This is a genomic window from Mycobacterium sp. P7213 (assembly GCF_900604305.1).
Classification (GTDB): Bacteria; Actinomycetota; Actinomycetes; order Mycobacteriales; family Mycobacteriaceae; genus Mycobacterium.
Genome location: NZ_UWOA01000001.1, coordinates 36,533 through 54,241 on the forward strand (window position 1 = coordinate 36,533; position 17,709 = coordinate 54,241).

A 17,709-nucleotide genomic window follows, 5' to 3' on the forward strand; every position below is an offset into this window, starting at 1 on the left:
CCCGAGAGAGCTGACGACCGTGACCGCGCCGATCTGGATCGCGTCTCCACCCGAAGTCCACTCGACATTGCTGTCGGCGGGCCCCGGGGCTGGTCCGCTGTTGGCGTCGGCTGCCGCATGGAGCACGCTGAGCGCCGAATACAGTGCGGTCGCCGACGAGTTGACGGCACTGCTGGGGGCAGTGCAGGCTGGGGCGTGGCAGGGTCCCAGCGCCGAAGCGTATGTCGCGGCGAATCTGCCGTATCTGGCGTGGCTGATCCAGGCCGGGGTCGTCAGCGCCCTGACCGCCACCGCCCAGCAGGCCGCGGCCGCCGCCTACAGCACCGCACTGGCCGCGATGCCGACGCTGGGTGAGCTCGCGGCCAACCACGCCACCCACGCGGTGCTGGTGGCCGCCAACTTCTTCGGTGTCAACACCATCCCGATCACGCTCAATGAGGCCGACTACGGCCGGATGTGGCTGCAGGCCGCCACCGTGATGACCACCTATCAGGCCGCCTCGGGCACCGCGGTGGCGTCGAGCCCGCAGACGTCGGCAGCGCCACAGATCGTCAAGGCGCAGTCCGCGGACGCCAGCCAGCCGCAGCTCCCGCCCGATCGACAGAACGAGATCATGGAATGGCTGCAGAACAGCGGCTACACCGACTTCTACAACAATGTGCTGCAGCCGATGATCGACGAGCTGGCGGCCAACCCGTTCTTCCAGTCGCTATTCGGCGGGTTCGATCCCTGGCTGCCGATCCTGGGCAACCCGCTGAGCTTTCTGAGTCCCTACAACCTCGCGTTCGCGATCGGCTATCCGATGGACTTCGGCTCGTTCGCCGCCTACCTGTCGCAGACCTTCGCCTTCATCGGCGCCGACATCGCGGCGGCGTTCGCCTCCGGTAACCCCAGCACCATCGCGTTCACGCTGATGTTCACCGCAGTGGAAGCGGTCGGCACGATCATCACCGACGTGGTTGCGCTGCTCAAGACGCTGCTGGAGCAGGCTCTGGTGCTGATTCCGGTTGTGCTGCCGATGCTGACCGCCGCATTGGCGCCACTGGCCGCGGCGCCTTTGGCCGGATTGGCGGGGTTGTCCGGCCTGGCTGCGCTGCATGCGGTTCCGGTTCCGGTGGTTCCGGTCATGCCCCCGCCGTTCGCCGGCCTGACGGTCGCTCCGACGCCGCCGGTTCCCGCTCCGGCCCCGGCCCCCGCTCCGGCGCCCGCTCTTGCACCGCCGCCGCCCGCAGCGCCGCCGGCGCTCCCTCCGCCGCCCGCACCACCGCTGACCCCGGGGGACAGTCTGGCCGCGATGTATCTGGTCGCCGGCGCGAGCCAGCAGGCCCGTCGGGCCGCGGGCACCAGTGCTCGCCGACGCAAGGCCGCGGAGCCCGAGGCCGCCGCGGCGCCGGTGGACGCCGTGGTCGCCGAGGAGAAGGTCAAGGCCCGCCGGCGGCGGCGCGCAAAGGCCGACATGCTCGGCCGCGGGTACGAATACATGGACTTGGACGACGCCTCGGATGCCGTGCTGCCGAGTGGACTCACTGCCCTGGCGGCCGACGCCTTCGGCGGCGGTGCCACCACTCCGATGACGCCGGGCACCTGGATGCCGGAGTATCAGCGCGGTCTGCGGTAAGACTCCAGGTAAGACGGCAGCGCGATCGCCGGGTCGAGGTCGGCGGCCGGTTCCGGGCGTCCGGCGACCATTCGCAGCGGGACCACTCCCGCCCAGTACGGCAGAGTGACGTCCTCGGGTTCGTCGTTGGGGCCGCCGTCGCGCACCGAGGCGGACACCTTCACCAGGTCGAGCGCCAGCACCGCAGTGGCCGCCAGTTCCCGGCGGTTGGGCGGCCGGGCGTCGGCGGCCCGGCCGGGTGCGACGTGATCGAGCAGTGCGTCGAGCCCGAGCCGCTTCTCGGCCTCGTCATCGACCAGGCGGGCGGCGCCGATGACGACCACCGAGCGGTAGGCCATCGAATGGTGCAGCGCCGAGCGGGCCAGCACCAGCCCGTCGACCAGGGTGGCGGTGACGCAGACCGGCAGACCGCCCGGGCCGGCCGCCAGCACCGGGCCGCTGCCGGTGGAGCCGTGCAGATACAGCGTCTCGTCGACCCGCGCGTGCGTGGTCGGCAGCACCACCGGATGGCCGTCGCGGGCGTATCCCAGGTGACAGATCAGCGCCTCGTCCAGGATGCGGCGCACGGTGTCGCGGTCGTAGCGGGCCCGTTCCCGATACCGGGTGGGGGTGGTCTGGGGTGTCGGTGCGTAGGACACGGGGTTGCCTCCATTAATGTACTAGTGCAATATAGGAGATGTGCCAGTACAATATAGCATTGCCGGTGGGGGGGCCGAGGCCATCGCGGCGAGCGTCGAGGAGGGCATCGCGCGCGGCGCGTTGGCGCCCGGGGCCGCACTGCCGCCGATCCGCGGGCTGGCCCAGCAGCTCGGGGTGAACCCGAACACCGTCGCCGCCGCCTACCGGCTGTTGCGCGACCGCGGCGCGGTCGAAAGCTCCGGTCGCCGTGGCACCCGGGTGCGTGATCGGCCGGCGACCACACCGCGCTCGCTGCGCGGGCTGGCCGTGCCGCCGGGCGTGCGGGATCTGTCGACCGGAAACCCCAACCCGGCGCTGTTGCCCGCTATCGCCGCTGTGCCGGCGCGCCCCGGACCGGTGGTGCTCTACGGGCATCCGCCGATCGCGTCGGCACTGGCTGAGCATGCCGCGGCCGAGCTGGCCGCCGACGGTGTACCGGCCGACCACCTCGCGGTCACCTCCGGGGCCCTGGACGGAATCGAGCGGGTGCTCAGCGCCCACCTGCGTCCCGGTGACCGGGTGGCCGTCGAAGATCCGGGGTGGCCCAACCTGCTCGATTTGCTCGGCGCGCTGGGGCTGACACCGGAGCCGGTCGGAGTCGATGACGACGGCCCGCTGCCTGCCGACCTGGCCCGGGCGCTGCAACGGGGGGTGCGTGCTGTGGTGGTGACAAGTCGCGCCCAAAATCCGACCGGCGCAGCCGTTTCGGCGGAGCGAGCAGATGCCCTAGGGGCATTGCTGGCAGATTCGGAGGTGCTACTGGTCGAAGACGACCACGGGGCGGCGATCGCCGGGGTGCCGTTGCATCCGCTGGCGGGCGTGAGCCGGCACTGGGCGTTCATTCGGTCGGCGGCCAAGGCGTATGGCCCGGATCTGCGGCTGGCGGTGCTGGCCGGTGACCAGCGCACCGTCGAACGGGTGCAGGGTCGCCAGCGGCTGGGACCGGGCTGGGTCAGCCACCTGCTGCAGAACCTGGCTGTCGAGCTGTGGCGCGACGACGCAGCGACGCGGCGGGTGGCCGAGGCCGAAGCCGCCTACCGCGCGGCCCGCCTCGGGCTGTGCGCGGCGCTGGCCGACCGGGGCGTGATCGCGCACGGCCGGTCCGGGCTCAACGTATGGATCCCGGTGCCCGACGAGGCGGTGGCGATGACGGCGTTGTTCGCCGCAGGCTGGGCCGCGGCCCCGGGGGCGCGGTTCCGGATTCGGGCCACTGCGGGCCTGCGGGTGACCATCGCCGAGCTGGCCCCCGCCGACGTCGACGCGCTGGCCGACGCGGTCGCCGCTGCAGTGCGCGGCCCAGGCCGGGCCAGCGTGTAGTCGCGCTTTCCGGGCGTTGCGCGCCGTAGCGTGCGATAATGCCCCGGTACGGCAACGATGGTGCAGGAAGCCGGTGTGAATCCGGCACGGTCCCGCCACTGTGATCGGGGAGCGACCCTCAACTGCCACGGCTCTGATGGAGCTGGAAGGCGAGGCGAGCGTTGATCCGAGAGTCAGGACACTCACATCGTCGCATCCTGCGACCCGGGGCGGTGTACCCCGAGAGAGCTGACAAACCCCCATGTTGCGCCCTTTTCGGGTGGCATCCGGCGGTGCGCGATGACTGCACCGATCTGGATGGCCTCTCCGCCAGAAGTACATTCAACGTCACTGTCGGCCGGCCCCGGGGCCGGACCACTATTGTCATCGGCTGCGGCGTGGAGCGCGTTGAGCACTGAATACGCCGCGATCGCCGATGAGTTGACGGCGGTGCTGGGTGCGGTGCAGGCCGGCGCGTGGCAGGGGCCGTCCGCCGAGGCGTTCGTGGCCGCCAACGCCCCCTATCTGGCCTGGCTGCTGCGTGCCGTCACCAACAGTGCCGCCACCGCGGCGCAGCAGGAGACGGCGGCCGCGGGCTACACCGCCGCGCTCGCGGCGATGCCGACCATGGCTGAGCTGGTCGCCAACCATGTGACCCACGCGGTGTTGGTGGGCACGAATTTCTTTGGTGTCAACACGATTCCGATCGCGCTGAACGAGGCCGACTACGCGCGGATGTGGGCGCAGGCCGCAGCCGTGATGACCGTCTATCAGGCGGTAGCCGGCGCGGCGGTCGCGACCGCCGCGGCGGCCCAGACCGAGCCGGCGCCGATGGTGCTCAAGACGCCCGGCAGCGCGGCGGACACCGCGCCGGATCCACCGCAGTGGTTCCTGGACTTCGCCAAATGGCTCGAAAGCCTGGTGCCCAGCCCGCCCTATCCCGACAGCAGCCAGTACCCGCTGTACGTCGAGTTGCAGGMGTTCTTCGCCAAGATCGGCTACACCGGTCTCGGCGATCCGTTCGCAGACTTCTTTGCCAGCCTGCAGGCCGGCTCGCCGCTGTTGCCGCCGTGGCCGGTTCCCGGTTCCTGGCTGGGTTGGACCGGCAACCCGTTCAGCTTCTTCAACCCCGCCAGTTTGGCCTATGTCTTCTCGGTGCCGCTGGACCCCGGCTCCTACTTCGCGTTCACCAGCATCGTGATCATCGACGACGTGATCGCGATGATGTACACGGCGCTGTTCAATCCCCAGGCGCTGGGTGTGGTGGTGCCGTTGGCGATGGTCGAGATCGTCACGTCCACCATCGGCAACACCATTCAGGCGCTGAACTATCTGATCACCCAGACGGCGTTGCTGCCGGCGCTGGCCGCCACGATGGCCGGCACGACCGTGCTCGGATCTGCGGGAGTGATCGGCGGTCTGGGTATCGGGGCGATGGCACATCATGCGTTGGCCGCTGCGGTGCCGCCGCCTCCTGCGCCCCCGCCGGGACTGGCGATGGCTTCGCCGCCGGCACCGGCTCCCGCTCCGGCTCCTGCTCCGGCTCCCGCGCCCGCCCCTGCGCCGGCACCGGCAGCAGCTGCCCCTCCGCCGCCCGGAGCGCCGCCGCCGACTCCGGCGGGACCACCGTCGGTCACGATGCCTGCCTACATGTACATGGTCGGGGGCCTGGACATGGGCGCTCGTCGAGGCTCAGGCACCAGCTCGCGTAAGAAGGCGGCGCCGAAGCCGGACAGTGCGGCGGCGCCCGTGGAGGAATCGGCAGAGCAGAAGGCCCCGCAGCGCCGTCGGCGTAAGGCCAAGGTCGGCATGCTCGGCCGCGGCTATGAGTATATGGACTTGGAGCCGGAGCCGAGGGAACTTGCGGGGGCGGTCGCTTCGAGTAGAGGCGTCGGTTCGCACGGCTTCGCCGGTGGGACCCATCGGGTGGCCAGTGCGCGCCCGAGCGGGCTGACCGCCCTGGCCGACAACGGGTTCGGCGGTGGGGCGATCAGCCCGATGATGCCCAACACCTGGCCGGCAGAGCCGGACTAGCCGGACCGGCGGCGTTGCAATTGCAGCCAGGGCTGTGCCCGCCCTCCGCGCACAGCCCTGGCTGCAAAATCAACTGCTCCTAGGTGCCTGGTCTCGCTAACCGCCGGGTTTGTTGCGGCGGTCCAGCTTCGGCTCTCCTTCGTCGAGTCTCGCTAACCGCCGGGTTTGTTGCGGCGGTCCAGCTTCGGCTCTCCTTCGTCGAGTCTCGCTAACCGCCGCAGCGGATCCGGTTCCCGCCGCGGTCCAGCGGGTCCGGCCCCAGGCCCAGGTACTTCTCGCGCAGCTTGTCCCACAGCTCCAGCTGACCCCACTCGGGCTCGTCGCGCATCTGCTGGTCGTTGGTGAGGAACGGGTTCGGCAGCATCACGGTCATCATCTGCTCGTCGCGCCCGTTGAACAGGCGCACGCCCCACGACTGGGGGTTGCCGTCCTTGCCGATGCGCCGGTACAGCTCGGCGCGGGTGCATCTCCGAATGCGGCCCAGCTCGTTTCCGCTGGCCCGGTGCTTGCCGATGCACAGGTGAAAGTGCCAGCGGCCGAAGTCGATGGTGGCGTAGCCGTCGAGCATGCCGATCTTGCGCGGCGCGTTGGGTGCGGCCACTTCCCAGGCCGCGCCTTCCATGATGATGCCGAACCAGATCTCGTTCCAGTACTCGTCGAAGCACAGGTGCAGCAGATCCAGCAGGCTCTGCTGATCGGTCGGCAGCGGCCAGCGTTGTTCGCGACCGCGGTCTTCGGTGTCGACGATCGGGGGATCGGCGACGACGGTGCCGGTGCTCTCGGTCATGGGAATCCCTTCCTTCATGGGTTCAGGCGAACCTGGGGCTTGTGGGTCAATGCGCAATCACCGCACAGTCCGCCGCCGGGCGTGCGATAGAACAGGCAACAGCTGGTCCGCCGATAATCCGTGCTGGAGTCGTCGAAACATACTGTGCCGTTAAGGTATTCGGTCTCGCACATGTTGCGTGCGAGTTCCCAGCTCGGTTCGTCCGCCAGATTTCCACCGTGATGCCAGCACAGGGCGCGGGCGGCACCCAGGGCTGCGGAGGCGGCATTGCCGTCCAGCAGTCGTTGCGAGATCGGACCGAGCTGGCGCACCGCGGCGGCCAATGGTGTCAGGTGCCCAGCCAGGATCATCTCGGCCAGCATCGGCTCCAGATCCTCATTGCCCGACGAGCCCTGCCAGGCCATCGGGTTCGGCAGGTGAAGCCGGATGCTGCCGCCGCAGTCGGAGTACCAGAGTTGATCGGGATCCAGATCGACCAGCAGCCCGTGCTCGGCGAGCCCGCCCAGCCCGATCGACCACAGCCGCGCCGCATATCCGAGGTAGAAGGTGGACACCGCCACGCGAACATCCGATGCGCCGATGCGGTCCTGCACGCCGGCAACCACGCTGGCCAGCAGGTCGGGGTCGGTGTAGAGCTGCGTCACCGGACGCCAGTCGGCGTCGTCAGCGGCCCCGGTCGAGACCGCGAAATAGGAGCTGACGGTGGACAACTCGGCCAGTGCCGTCAGCGTCCGATCCTGGGGGATGCAGCGATGCGAGGTTGCGGGCAGAGTGCGCAGCCGCTGCGTTAGGTCGCGCAGTGCAATGGCCTGGTTGCCGCCGGCGGTACGCAGCGTGATGGCAGCGGGATCGGTTGCTGTGAAAACGATTTCGGCGGGCTCGCCGAGGTCCCAGCCTTCCCGCGACAGCACCCGCGTCAGGGCGGAGCGCAACGGCTCTGCAGCGTCGACGCGGGCGATGCGTGCCGCGCCATCGCTGTCGGCGCGGGTAGTGAGCTCGAACATGCCGCTAGCCGGGTCGAAACGCAGGGTGTCGTTGCCGAACATGTCCCCAATGCGCCCGGACAACATCAGCTCTTCGCCTACGGTGTCCACCAGGGTGCCCGCCGGATCCATCAGCCACACCCGATCAGCCACCCGCAGTGCCAATTCCAGATCGTGGGTGCTCAGCACTACCGCCAACTGCTGGTCGCGGGCGAGCTCACGCAACAGACCGAACAGTGCGGCCCGTGAAGACACATCCAGAAACGCGGTCGGCTCGTCAAGGATCAGCAGACCCGGCTGCTGGGCCAGCGCTCGCGCGGTCAGGACCCGCTGGCATTCACCGTCGGACAGTTCGGCCGCCGGCCGCGATGCCAGATGCTGAGCACCGGTCGCCGCCAACGCCCAGTCGATGATCCCCTCATCGACCGGGCGAAGTCGAGCACCCAGCCCCAGATGTGGGATGCGGCCCAGCCCAACCAGTTCTCGCGCCGACAACAAGCCGGGGTCGACGCGTTCGGTCAGCACCACCGCGACCCGGCGGGCCAGTTCGTCGCGGGGGAGCGCGGTCAGGTCGGCGCCGTCCAACAGAACACGTCCGCCGAGCGCGGGCTGCAACCCCGCCAGGGTGCGAATCAGGGTGGACTTTCCGGCGCCGTTCGGCCCGATCAGCACGGTCAGTTCGCCGCGGCGAGCCTGGGCTGCCAGCCCGGTCGCCACTGTCGTCGACCGGCGCCGGCCGCGGTAGCCGATCGCCAGGCCGGCAAGCTCGACGGCCGGTGGCGTCATGACGGCAACCCCGATCCTCGGCGGGCCCGCAGCAGCACGGCGATCACCACCGGCGCCCCGACCAGCGCGGTGACCGCGTTGATCGGGATGACCAGGTCGCTGCCGGGCACCTGGCTGACGATGCCGCAGGCCAGCGCGGCGATTGCGCCCAGCAAGACCACCGCCGGGACCACCACCCGGTGATCGGAGGTGCCCATCACGATGCGGGCCACGTGCGGCACCACCAGGCCGAGGAACGCGATCGGGCCGCAGAACGCGGTCGTCACACCGGCCAGCAGTGACGCGGAGACGACCGTGACGATCCGGGCCCGGTGCACGTTGATGCCCATAGTCGCCGCGTAACTCTCGCCGAGCAGCAGGGCGTTGAGCGGCCGGATCGTCATCGCCGCGGTCAACAGCCCGACGGCCACCAGCGGCAGCAGCAACTCCAAATCGGCCCAACCGGTCCCGGCGAAGCTGCCCAGGCCCCACAACAGGTACTGCTGCACCCGCTGCGGATCGGAGTACACCAGCGCCAAGCTCACCAGCGCGGTGCTGGCCGCGCCGATCATCACACCGATCAGCAGCAGCGTCGCCGCCGAGCGGGTCCATCGCGACAGCACCAGAACCAGCGTGAGCATGGCCGCCGCCCCCAAGGCCGCTGCGATCACTTCCGCGGCGCGGCTGGCACCGGCCACCGCGGTGGTGAAACCGCCGGCGGCCGCCCCACCGAGTAGCACGACCACCGCAACACCCAGGCTCGCCCCGGAGCTCACGCCCAGAATGTAGGGATCGGCGAGGGTGTTGCGGAACAGGGTTTGCAGCTGCAGGCCGGCGACGCCCAGCGCGGACCCGGCGGCCAGCGCGGTCAGCACCCGCGGCAGCCGCATGTTCCACACGATCACCTGCCAGCGCGGGTCGGAGGGTTCGGCGCCGAACAGCACCTGCACGGTGTCGAGCACCGGCACCCGCACCGGCCCGAGCACCAGCCCGAGCACGGCCAGCAGGACCACCGCGGCGCTCAGCGCGGTCAGCACCAGGGCGATACGCGGCTTCATCGCGGCACCCGCCGGTAGAACTCGAACGCGTGTTCGGTGGCGAGCTCGGGATGCAGGATCGCGACCAAGTCGCCGAGCAGCAGATCCGGTCGGGCCGTGCCGCGTTCCCAATAGAGGTTGCCGCCAAGGGATGTCATTGCCTTGGTCGCCGACCAGACGTGGCCGGTCCGCAGCGCGGTCAGCTCGCCGTAGCGGCTGTCACGGGCCACCGCATCGCCCAGGGTGTGCCAGTCGTCGGTGATCAGCCAGACCGGCGCGGTGCCGGCACGGGCGTACACCGACTCGAAGTTCAGTTGCCGGTTCTCGGCGCCGGTGTCCGACAGCCAGGGGTAGGCGCCGCCGGCGTCGGCAACCAGGCGCCCCGAGTAGCTCTCGCCAGTGGGCATCGACCAGCTGCCCGAGTACATGGTGCCGACCAAGACCTCGACGGGCTTGGTTGCGGCGGCTTGAGCCGCCAAGGCACGGTAACGGTCGCGGATGGCCTGGTAGGCCTGCGCGGCTTGGCGTTCGGTCCCGGTCAGCGCGGCGAACACCTTGATCCACTCGGCGCGGCCCAGCGGGGTCGGTTCCAGCCATTCGGCGTCGGCCAGCACCGGGGTGCCGGCTTCGCGCAGCTTGGGATAGCCGGGGTCGTCGATGCCCTCGGTGACCAGCAGGTCGGGGCCCGCGCCGATCACGCGCTCGATATTGATCTGCCCGCCGGGGGCGTAGCCGACGATCTCACCGGTGTCGATGCGCGCACGGATCTGCGGGTCGGCGACGGCTGCCGGGCTCGCCACTCCGGTGACCACGCCGGCTTGGCCGAGTTCGGTGATCATCGCCAGATGCGTCGTCGAGCCCGAGTAGAGGCTCTGCACCGGGACGGTGATCCGTTGGGCGTTCGCCAGCTCCCCGGTCAGCGTCGGCGTGGGCGCACCGCAGCGCACCAACACCCACGACATCGGCTTGCCGCCGAGGTAGGGCCGCTTGACCGTCAGAACCTGGTAGCTGCCGTGGTAGGTGATGGCGAAGTTGGTGGCTTCGGTCAGCGTCGACTTGTCTGGGAAGTAGTCGGCGGCCGGATCGAAGCCGGTGATGCAGCCGGAACGCGCTTGCAGTGTGCGGGAAGCGGGTTCGCCGGAGCAGCCGGCCAACGACAGCGCGGTGGCCAGCGCTACCAGGAGCGCAGCAACTACCCGCAACACACGGGACATGAGCGTGAGTCAGCTTCCTCGGGGTACACCGCCCCGGTTCGCAGGACGCGTTGACGTGAGTCTCCTGGCTCTCGGATCACTGCTCGCCTCGCCTTCCAACCCCACAAGTGGCGGGCCGTGGCTGATGAGGGTCGCTCCCCGATGACAGTGGCGGGACCGCGCCGGATTCGCACCGGCTTCCTCATTCGTCATCGCCTTACCGGCGACATTGTTGCATGCCGCGCTGCGTTAGGCTGGCCGCCGTCTCGTGGCGTAAGGAAGTCCGGTACTCAAATTCCGGCGCGGTTCCGCCACTGTGTTAGCCAGATACTGGCCGCGGGGCATCCGACTATGCGGGGCGCGAACCCCCGGGAGGAACCGATTATGCGGCGTATCGCCCTGCTCTCCACCTCTGACACCGACCTGCTGTCCGCGCGGGCCAGCGGCGCGGCATACCGGCTCGGGAACCCCGCACGCCACGACATCGAACCGCTGGTCAATGGCTCCGATGTCGTGGTGCTGCGCGTCCTGGGGTCATCGGCCGAGATCGCCGAGGAACTGAAGCTGCTGCGCGCGACCGGCCTGCCGCTGGTGGTGCTCGGCGGGGAGCGCTCGCCCAACGCCGAGCTGATGGAGTGCTCCACGGTCCCGATCGGCCTGGCCGCCCAGGCGCACGCCTACCTCGCCGAAGGCGGACCGGCCAACCTCGCCCAGCTGCACGCGTTTCTGTGCGACACGGTGCTGCTGACCGGTGAGGGCTTCGAGGAGCCGGCGGTGATCCCGGAATGGGGGTTCGCTCAGCGGGAAGGCGTCGAGGCTGCGAACCCGGTACGGATCGGGGTGCTGTACTACCGCGCCCACGAGGTCAGCGGCAACGCCGGATTCGCCCACGCTTTGGCCGATGCGATCGATGCCACCGGCAGGGCGGTCGGGGTGCCGATCTTCGCTGCCTCGCTGCGCAATTCCCCCGAGGAGCTGTTCGCTGCACTGGGCACGCTGGACGCGGTGGTGGTCTGCATGCTGGCGGCCGGCGGGGCGATGAACGCCACCGCCGGGGTCAGTGCCGGTGACGACGACGGCGCGTGGGACATCGAACGGATCGCGGCGCTGGACATCCCGGTGTTGCAGGGTTTGTGCCTGGCGTCCTCCCGCGCGGACTGGGAGTCCAACGACGACGGCGTGACCCCGTTGGATTCGGCCACCCAGATCGCCATCCCGGAATTCGACGGACGGATCATCACGGTGCCGTTCTCCTTCAAGGAGATCGACGACGACGGGCTGCCGCACTACGCCGCCGACCCGGAGCGTTGCGCCCGGGTGGCCGGCGTAGCGGTGAATCACGCGATGCTGCGCCGTATTCCGAATGGGCAGAAGAAGCTGGCGCTGGTGCTGTCGGCCTATCCCACCAAGCACTCCCGGGTGGGCAACGCCGTCGGTCTGGACACCCCGGTGTCGGCGGTGCGGCTGCTGCGGCGGCTGTCGGTGGAGGGCTACGACGTCGGAGACGGCTTTGGCGTGCTCGACGTCGCAGACGAGACGCAGGCCGGCGATCGCCTCATCCACACCCTGATTGAGGCCGGTGGTCAGGACGAGGACTGGCTGTCGGCGGTGCAGCTGGCCGGCGCGCAGGTGCGGGTCACCGCGCAGCAGTATGCGCAGTGGACCGCCGAGTTGCCCGACGGCCTGCGCAATGCCATGGCGACGGCGTGGGGTCCGGCGCCGGGCAAGCTGTTCGTCAACGATGCCGGCGAGATCGTGCTGGCCGCACTGCAATCCGGCAATGTCGTGCTGATGATCCAGCCGCCGCGGGGGTTCGGGGAGAACCCGGTGGCGATCTACCACGATCCTGAGTTGCCGCCCAGCCACCACTATCTGGCCGCATACCGTTGGCTGGCACATGGTTTCGGCGCGCACGCGGTGATACACCTGGGCAAGCACGGCTCGATGGAATGGCTGCCCGGCAAGACCGCGGCGTTGTCTTCCGCCTGCGCCACCGACGCGATGATCGCCGACCTGCCGTTGATCTACCCGTTCCTGGTCAACGACCCCGGCGAGGGCGCCCAGGCTAAGCGGCGGGCGCACGCCACGATCGTCGACCMCCTGATCCCGCCGATGGCACGTGCGGAGTCCTACGGCGACATCGCGCGGCTGGAGCAGCTGCTCGACGAGTACGGCAACATCGCGTCTATGGACCCGGCCAAGCTGCCGGCGATCCGCGGTGAGATCTGGAATCTGATGCGGGCCGCGGAGATGCACCGCGACCTGGGCTTGGATGAGCGGCCCGAGGATGAGGAGTTCGACGACTTCCTGCTTCATGTCGACGGCTGGCTCTGTGAGATCAAGGACGCCCAGATCCGTGACGGCCTGCACGTGCTTGGCGGCGCTCCGACTGGACCGGAGCGGGTGAACCTGGTGCTGGCGATCCTGCGGGCTCCGCAGGTGTGGGGCGGGGTAGACCATGCGGTACCGGGCCTGCGGGCCGCGCTGGGGCTCAAGGAAGACGCCGCTGCGGCGGTCGTCGACGAGATCGAGGACCGCGCTCGCGCATTGGTCGAAGCCATGGAGGCTGGCGGTTGGGAGACCGGCCTGGCTGACACGCTGCATCCCGACCCCGAGGTATGTCGGGTGTTGAGATTCGCTGCCACCGAGGTGGTTCCGCGGCTGGCCGGCACGTCGGCCGAGCTGGACGCGGTGCTGCACGCGCTGTCCGGCGGGTTCGTACGGCCGGGGCCGTCGGGGTCGCCGTTGCGTGGTCTGGTCAACGTGTTGCCCACCGGACGCAACTTCTACACCGTCGACCCCCGCGCGGTGCCGTCCCGGCTGGCGTGGCAGACCGGGCAGGCGATGGCCGACTCGTTGGTGCGGCGCTACCTCGATGACACCGGTGACTATCCGGAGTCGGTCGGGCTGTCGGTGTGGGGCACCTCGGCGATGCGCACCTCCGGCGACGACATTGCCGAAGTGCTGGCCCTGCTCGGCGTGCGACCCGAGTGGGACGAGGCTTCGCGGCGGGTGTCCGGGCTGGCGGTCATCTCACCCGAGGAGCTCGGCCGGCCCAGAATCGACGTGACGGTGCGCATCTCGGGGTTCTTCCGGGACGCCTTCCCGCACGTGGTGTCGATGCTCGACGACGCCGTGCAGATGGTCGCCACCCTCGACGAGCCCGACGACGCGAATTTCGTGGCGGCGCACGCTCGCGCCGACCTAGCCGAACATGGGGATCTGCGCCGCGCCACCACCCGGATCTTCGGTTCGGCGCCCGGGTCCTACGGAGCCGGAATCCTGCAGGTGATCGAATCAGGAACCTGGCGAGACGACAAGGACCTGGCGGAGGTCTACACCACCTGGGGTGGGTTCGCCTACGGTCGCGGACTCGGTGGTGCGCCGGCTGCTGACGACATGCGCACCAATTACCGCCGGATCAAGGTGGCCGCCAAGAACATCGACACCCGCGAGCATGACATCGCCGACTCCGATGACTACTTCGTCTATCACGGGGGCATGATCGCGACCGTGCGTGCGCTGACCGGCTCCGATCCGAAAGCCTATGTGGGGGATTCGACCTCTCCGGATGCCGTCCGCACTCGCACGCTGGCCGAAGAGACCGCCCGGGTGTTCCGCGCGCGGGTGGTCAACCCGCGCTGGATCTCCGCGATGCGGCGACACGGCTACAAAGGTGCGTTCGAACTGGCCGCCACCGTCGACTACCTGTTCGGATTCGACGCCACCGCCGGTGTGGTGCACGACTGGATGTATGAAAAGCTCGCGGCCGAATATGTCTTGGACCCGCAGACCCGGGAGTTCCTCGACAAGTCCAACCCGTGGGCGCTGCACGGCATCGTGGAACGGTTGACCGAGGCCGCCGACCGCGGCCTGTGGGAGCACCCCGACCCCGAGACCATGGCAGCGTTGCGGCAGGCTTACCTGGACGTAGAAGGCGACCTGGAGGATCGGTGAAAGTCTGGATTCTCGGAATCGGCATGGGACCTGCGCACGTCACCGCCGAGGTCGCCAGCGCACTGCGGTCGGCCGACTACATAGTGGCATCCGAGAAGTCCTCCGACGACAGTCTTTTGGTATTACGGCGCACCATCGTCGACACTTACGCCGCCTCGACTCCTATCGTCGCGGTCGCCGATCCGGCCCGCGACCGCTCCCCGGGGCTCACCGAGCCCGGCTACACCCGCGCCGTGGCCGACTGGCATGCGGCGCGGGCGCAGCGCTACGCCGACGTGCTGCGGACCCGCGGCGGCACGGCCGCCTTCCTGGTCTGGGGTGACCCGGCGCTGTACGACTCGACGATCCGCATCGTCGAGCAGGTGAAAGCCCTTGGTGTTGAACTGGATTACGAGGTTCTTCCTGGGATCAGCGCCCCGCAACTGCTGGCCGCCCGGCACCGGATCGTGCTGCACGAAGTGGGCCGTCCGGTACACATCACCACCGGTCGGCGGTTGACCGACGCGGTTGCCGCTGGTCAGGACAACATCGTCGCCATGCTCAACCCGGACCGGCTCGACCTGTCCGCGGTGGCCGACTGGACGATCTGGTGGGGCGCCAACCTCGGCGCGGCGGGGGAGCGGCTGGTCACCGGCCGGGTCTGTGACGTCGTCGACGAGATCGCGACCGCCCGTGATGCGGCCCGGGCGGAGGCGGGCTGGGTGATGGATCTGTTGCTGGTGCGGCGTACCTGATGGCGGGCATCCTGATCGCCGGAACCACCAGCGACGCCGGTAAGACCGTGGTGGCGACCGGGGTGTGCCGGGCGCTGGCTCGCCGCGGCGTGCGGGTAGCGCCCTACAAGGCGCAGAACATGTCGAACAACTCCATGGTGTGCGTCGGCGACGACGGGGTTGCGACTGAAATCGGCCGGGCGCAATGGATTCAGGCCTGCGCAGCGCGCGTTGACCCGGAGCCGGCGATGAACCCGGTTCTGCTCAAACCCGGCAGTGACCAGCAAAGCCACGTAGTGCTCATGGGCCGGCCGTGGGGGACCCTGTCATCGTCGAACTGGATGCACGGCCGCGCAGCGTTGGCCCAGGCAGCCCACGGTGCCTACGACGATCTCGCCGGGCGCTATGACGTGATCGTCGCCGAGGGGGCCGGCAGCCCAACCGAGATCAACTTGCGCGCCGGCGATTACGTCAACATGGGCCTGGCTCGCCACGCCGGGATGCCGGTAGTGGTCGTCGGTGACGTCGACCGTGGCGGGGTGTTCGCGGCGTTCTTCGGCACCGTCGCGCTGCTGTCGGAAGCGGACCAGGCGCTGGTGGCGGGGTTCATCGTGAACAAGTTCCGCGGACAGCTGCGCTTGCTAGAACCCGGGCTGGCCGATCTGGAGCGCCTCACCGGCCGCCGGGTGTTCGGCACCCTGCCGTGGCACCCGGAGCTGTGGCTGGACTCCGAGGACGCGCTCGACCTCGACGGCCGGCGCTCGGCACGCACCGGCGCGCGACGCGTGGCGGTGATCCGCTTTCCGCGGATCAGCAACTTCACCGACCTGGACGCCCTCGGACTCGAGCCCGATCTGGACGTGGTGTTCGCTGCCGACCCGCGCGGGGTGTCCGGCGCGGATCTGGTGGTGCTGCCCGGAACCCGCGCAACCATCAGCGACCTGGCCTGGCTGCGGTCGCGCGGAATCGATACCGCGATCGCCGCGCACGCCGCCGCAGGCAAGCCGGTACTGGGTATCTGCGGGGGCTTCCAGATGCTGGGGAGAATGATCCGCGATCCCGAGGGAATCGAGGGAGCACCCGGCGAAGTAAGCGGTCTGGGCCTGCTGGATGTCGAAACATGCTTTGCCGCGGACAAGGTGCTGCGGCTGTCCGACGGCGGCTACGAGATCCACCACGGCCGGATCAGCCGCGGAGACGTCGCGGCTGCTTTTGCCGGCGGCGTCCGCACCGGCCAGGTTTTCGGCACCATGCGCCACGGCTGTTTGGAGGTCGACGCGCTGCGTGCGGCATTCCTGGCCGAAACTCTCGGGCTGCCGCCGACGCAGGTGTCGTTTCCCGCCGCCCGGGAACGCCGGCTCGACCTGCTCGGGGATCTGATCGAAGAGCACCTGGATATCGACGCCCTGCTGGATCTGGCAGGCGGCGGACCACCGTCCGGGCTGCCATTCCTACCGCCGGGGGCACCGTGACGCGCGTGCTGCTGCTCGGCGGCACCGCCGAAGCCCGGGCACTCGCCGATCGGCTGGTCGCTGCGGGCGTCGACGTCACGACGTCACTGGCCGGCCGCGTCACCGACCCGCGGCTGCCGGTCGGGGCGGTGCGGATCGGCGGTTTCGGCGGGATCGACGGTCTGCGAGCGGCATTGGCCGACTACGACGTCGTTGTGGACGCCACCCATCCCTTCGCGACGACCATGTCGGCCAACGCGGCCGCCGCGTGTGCCGCGGCCGGCCGACCACTGCTGCGGCTGGAGCGGCCCGGCTGGTCGCAGCGCGCCGGGCAGTCCTGGCATTGGGCCGATTCGCACGAGCGGGCCGCCCAGATCGCAGCCCGGCTGGGGCGGCGGCCGGTGCTGACCATCGGACGTCAGCAGTTGGCGTCGTACCTGCCGGCGCTGGCCGACGCGGCGGTGCTGGCGCGGGTGGTCGAGGCACCGTCCATCGGCATGCCACCCAGCTGGTCGGTGGTCAAGGACCGGGGACCCTACGGTCTGCCCGGAGAACTCGCGCTGCTGCGCGATCACCGCGCCGACGTCGTCGTCACGAAAGACTCTGGGGGCGAATACACCTGGCCGAAGATGCGGGCAGCCGAGGAACTCGGCCTGCCGGTGGTCGTCGTGCGCCGACCGGCGCAACCGGAGGGTGTGGCCACGGTGACCGACGTCGAGGGCGCGTTGGCCTGGGTGCTAACCGGCGACTAAGGCGAGTTGCAGTGCGGCACCCGCGGTCAGCAGTGCGGCGACCTTGACCACTTCCAGCCCGGCGTAGGCGTAGTGGGCGCGGGAGCGCTCGATCATCCCACCGGGCGGGGCGCTCTGCGCGGCCAGCACCGCATCCGAGCGGCGGCGCAGCCGGGGCCGGACCACCAAGATCTGTACGGTCAGCACCACCACCGCAGCCCCCACCCCGGCCACCGAAATCGGTCCCGGCGCGTCGGTGGCCACCACCAACACCACCACCATCGCCAGCACGACCTCCACCGCGTTGAGGGCCCGGAACACCAGTCGGCCGATACCCAACCCCAGTGGGATGGTGATCCCCGGCGCGCGGAACTTCAGGGGCGCTTCCAGAAATGAGATCGCCAGCACCATGCCCAACCAGGCAAAGACGACTGCCGCCGCGAGAGCGCTCATCCCGTCACCTCCA

General features: G+C 69.7%; 13 protein-coding genes and 2 riboswitches. Of the genes, 7 read left to right on the top strand and 6 right to left on the bottom strand.

Annotated features, from left to right (window positions below; genetic code table 11):
• Positions 1-19: 19 nt before the first annotated feature.
• Entirely contained in the window at positions 20-1,618 is a 1,599-nt protein-coding gene (locus EJK91_RS00150; RefSeq protein ID WP_125077939.1) for a PPE family protein, read from the top strand.
• On the opposite strand, the gene EJK91_RS00155 is transcribed toward EJK91_RS00150, so the two are convergent.
• Positions 1,600-2,256, bottom strand: a complete 657-nt coding sequence (locus EJK91_RS00155; protein ID WP_046300219.1) for a pyridoxamine 5'-phosphate oxidase family protein — start codon at positions 2,254-2,256, stop codon at positions 1,600-1,602. The two genes, EJK91_RS00150 and EJK91_RS00155, sit on opposite strands and share 19 nt — an antisense overlap.
• A 40-nt stretch (positions 2,257-2,296) precedes the next feature.
• On the opposite strand from EJK91_RS00155, the gene EJK91_RS00160 reads away from it, so the two are divergent.
• Complete coding sequence (locus tag EJK91_RS00160; RefSeq protein ID WP_024441975.1) at positions 2,297-3,613, top strand: aminotransferase class I/II-fold pyridoxal phosphate-dependent enzyme; 1,317 nt, start codon at positions 2,297-2,299, stop codon at positions 3,611-3,613.
• A 21-nt stretch (positions 3,614-3,634) separates the two neighbouring features.
• Positions 3,635-3,817, top strand: a riboswitch (cobalamin riboswitch).
• Positions 3,818-3,892: 75 nt separating this feature from the next.
• The gene (locus EJK91_RS00165; protein ID WP_125077941.1) at positions 3,893-5,626 is read left to right on the top strand and encodes a PPE domain-containing protein; all 1,734 of its coding nucleotides are present in this window, start codon (positions 3,893-3,895) and stop codon (positions 5,624-5,626) included.
• A gap of 208 nt (positions 5,627-5,834) precedes the next feature.
• Here the strand turns inward: EJK91_RS00165 and EJK91_RS00170 are convergent, their stop codons facing one another.
• The 4 genes from EJK91_RS00170 to EJK91_RS00185 are packed head-to-tail and all read right to left on the bottom strand — an operon-like array spanning position 5,835 to position 10,412.
• On the bottom strand, positions 5,835-6,413 hold the full coding sequence (locus EJK91_RS00170; protein ID WP_024441973.1) for a DUF7676 family protein: 579 nt from the start codon (positions 6,411-6,413) through the stop codon (positions 5,835-5,837).
• A gap of 14 nt (positions 6,414-6,427) precedes the next feature.
• Positions 6,428-8,182 carry an ATP-binding cassette domain-containing protein gene (locus EJK91_RS00175; protein ID WP_125077942.1) on the bottom strand — a complete coding sequence of 585 codons (1,755 nt, stop codon included), beginning with the start codon at positions 8,180-8,182 and terminating at the stop codon, positions 6,428-6,430.
• On the bottom strand, positions 8,179-9,219 hold the full coding sequence (locus EJK91_RS00180; protein WP_046300222.1) for a FecCD family ABC transporter permease: 1,041 nt from the start codon (positions 9,217-9,219) through the stop codon (positions 8,179-8,181). The genes EJK91_RS00175 and EJK91_RS00180 overlap by 4 nt, the downstream gene beginning before the upstream one ends.
• The gene (locus tag EJK91_RS00185; protein WP_125077943.1) at positions 9,216-10,412 is read right to left on the bottom strand and encodes an ABC transporter substrate-binding protein; all 1,197 of its coding nucleotides are present in this window, start codon (positions 10,410-10,412) and stop codon (positions 9,216-9,218) included. Before EJK91_RS00185 ends, EJK91_RS00180 begins: the two co-directional genes overlap by 4 nt.
• Before the next feature lie 38 nt (positions 10,413-10,450).
• Positions 10,451-10,637, bottom strand: a riboswitch (cobalamin riboswitch).
• Positions 10,638-10,775: 138 nt separating this feature from the next.
• On the opposite strand from EJK91_RS00185, the gene cobN reads away from it, so the two are divergent.
• The 4 genes from cobN to EJK91_RS00205 are packed head-to-tail and all read left to right on the top strand — an operon-like array spanning position 10,776 to position 17,264.
• On the top strand, positions 10,776-14,348 hold the full coding sequence (cobN, locus tag EJK91_RS00190) for a cobaltochelatase subunit CobN (RefSeq protein WP_206430371.1): 3,573 nt from the start codon (positions 10,776-10,778) through the stop codon (positions 14,346-14,348).
• Entirely contained in the window at positions 14,345-15,082 is a 738-nt protein-coding gene (gene cobF / locus EJK91_RS00195; protein WP_125077944.1) for a precorrin-6A synthase (deacetylating), read from the top strand. The genes cobN and cobF overlap by 4 nt, the downstream gene beginning before the upstream one ends.
• Entirely contained in the window at positions 15,082-16,533 is a 1,452-nt protein-coding gene (locus EJK91_RS00200) for a cobyric acid synthase (RefSeq protein WP_046300226.1), read from the top strand. Before cobF ends, EJK91_RS00200 begins: the two co-directional genes overlap by 1 nt.
• On the top strand, positions 16,530-17,264 hold the full coding sequence (locus tag EJK91_RS00205; protein WP_024441966.1) for a cobalt-precorrin-6A reductase: 735 nt from the start codon (positions 16,530-16,532) through the stop codon (positions 17,262-17,264). The genes EJK91_RS00200 and EJK91_RS00205 overlap by 4 nt, the downstream gene beginning before the upstream one ends.
• Here EJK91_RS00205 and EJK91_RS00210 read toward each other — a convergent pair.
• Entirely contained in the window at positions 17,250-17,696 is a 447-nt protein-coding gene (locus EJK91_RS00210) for a hypothetical protein (RefSeq protein ID WP_024441965.1), read from the bottom strand. The two genes, EJK91_RS00205 and EJK91_RS00210, sit on opposite strands and share 15 nt — an antisense overlap.
• Positions 17,697-17,709 lie beyond the last annotated feature (13 nt).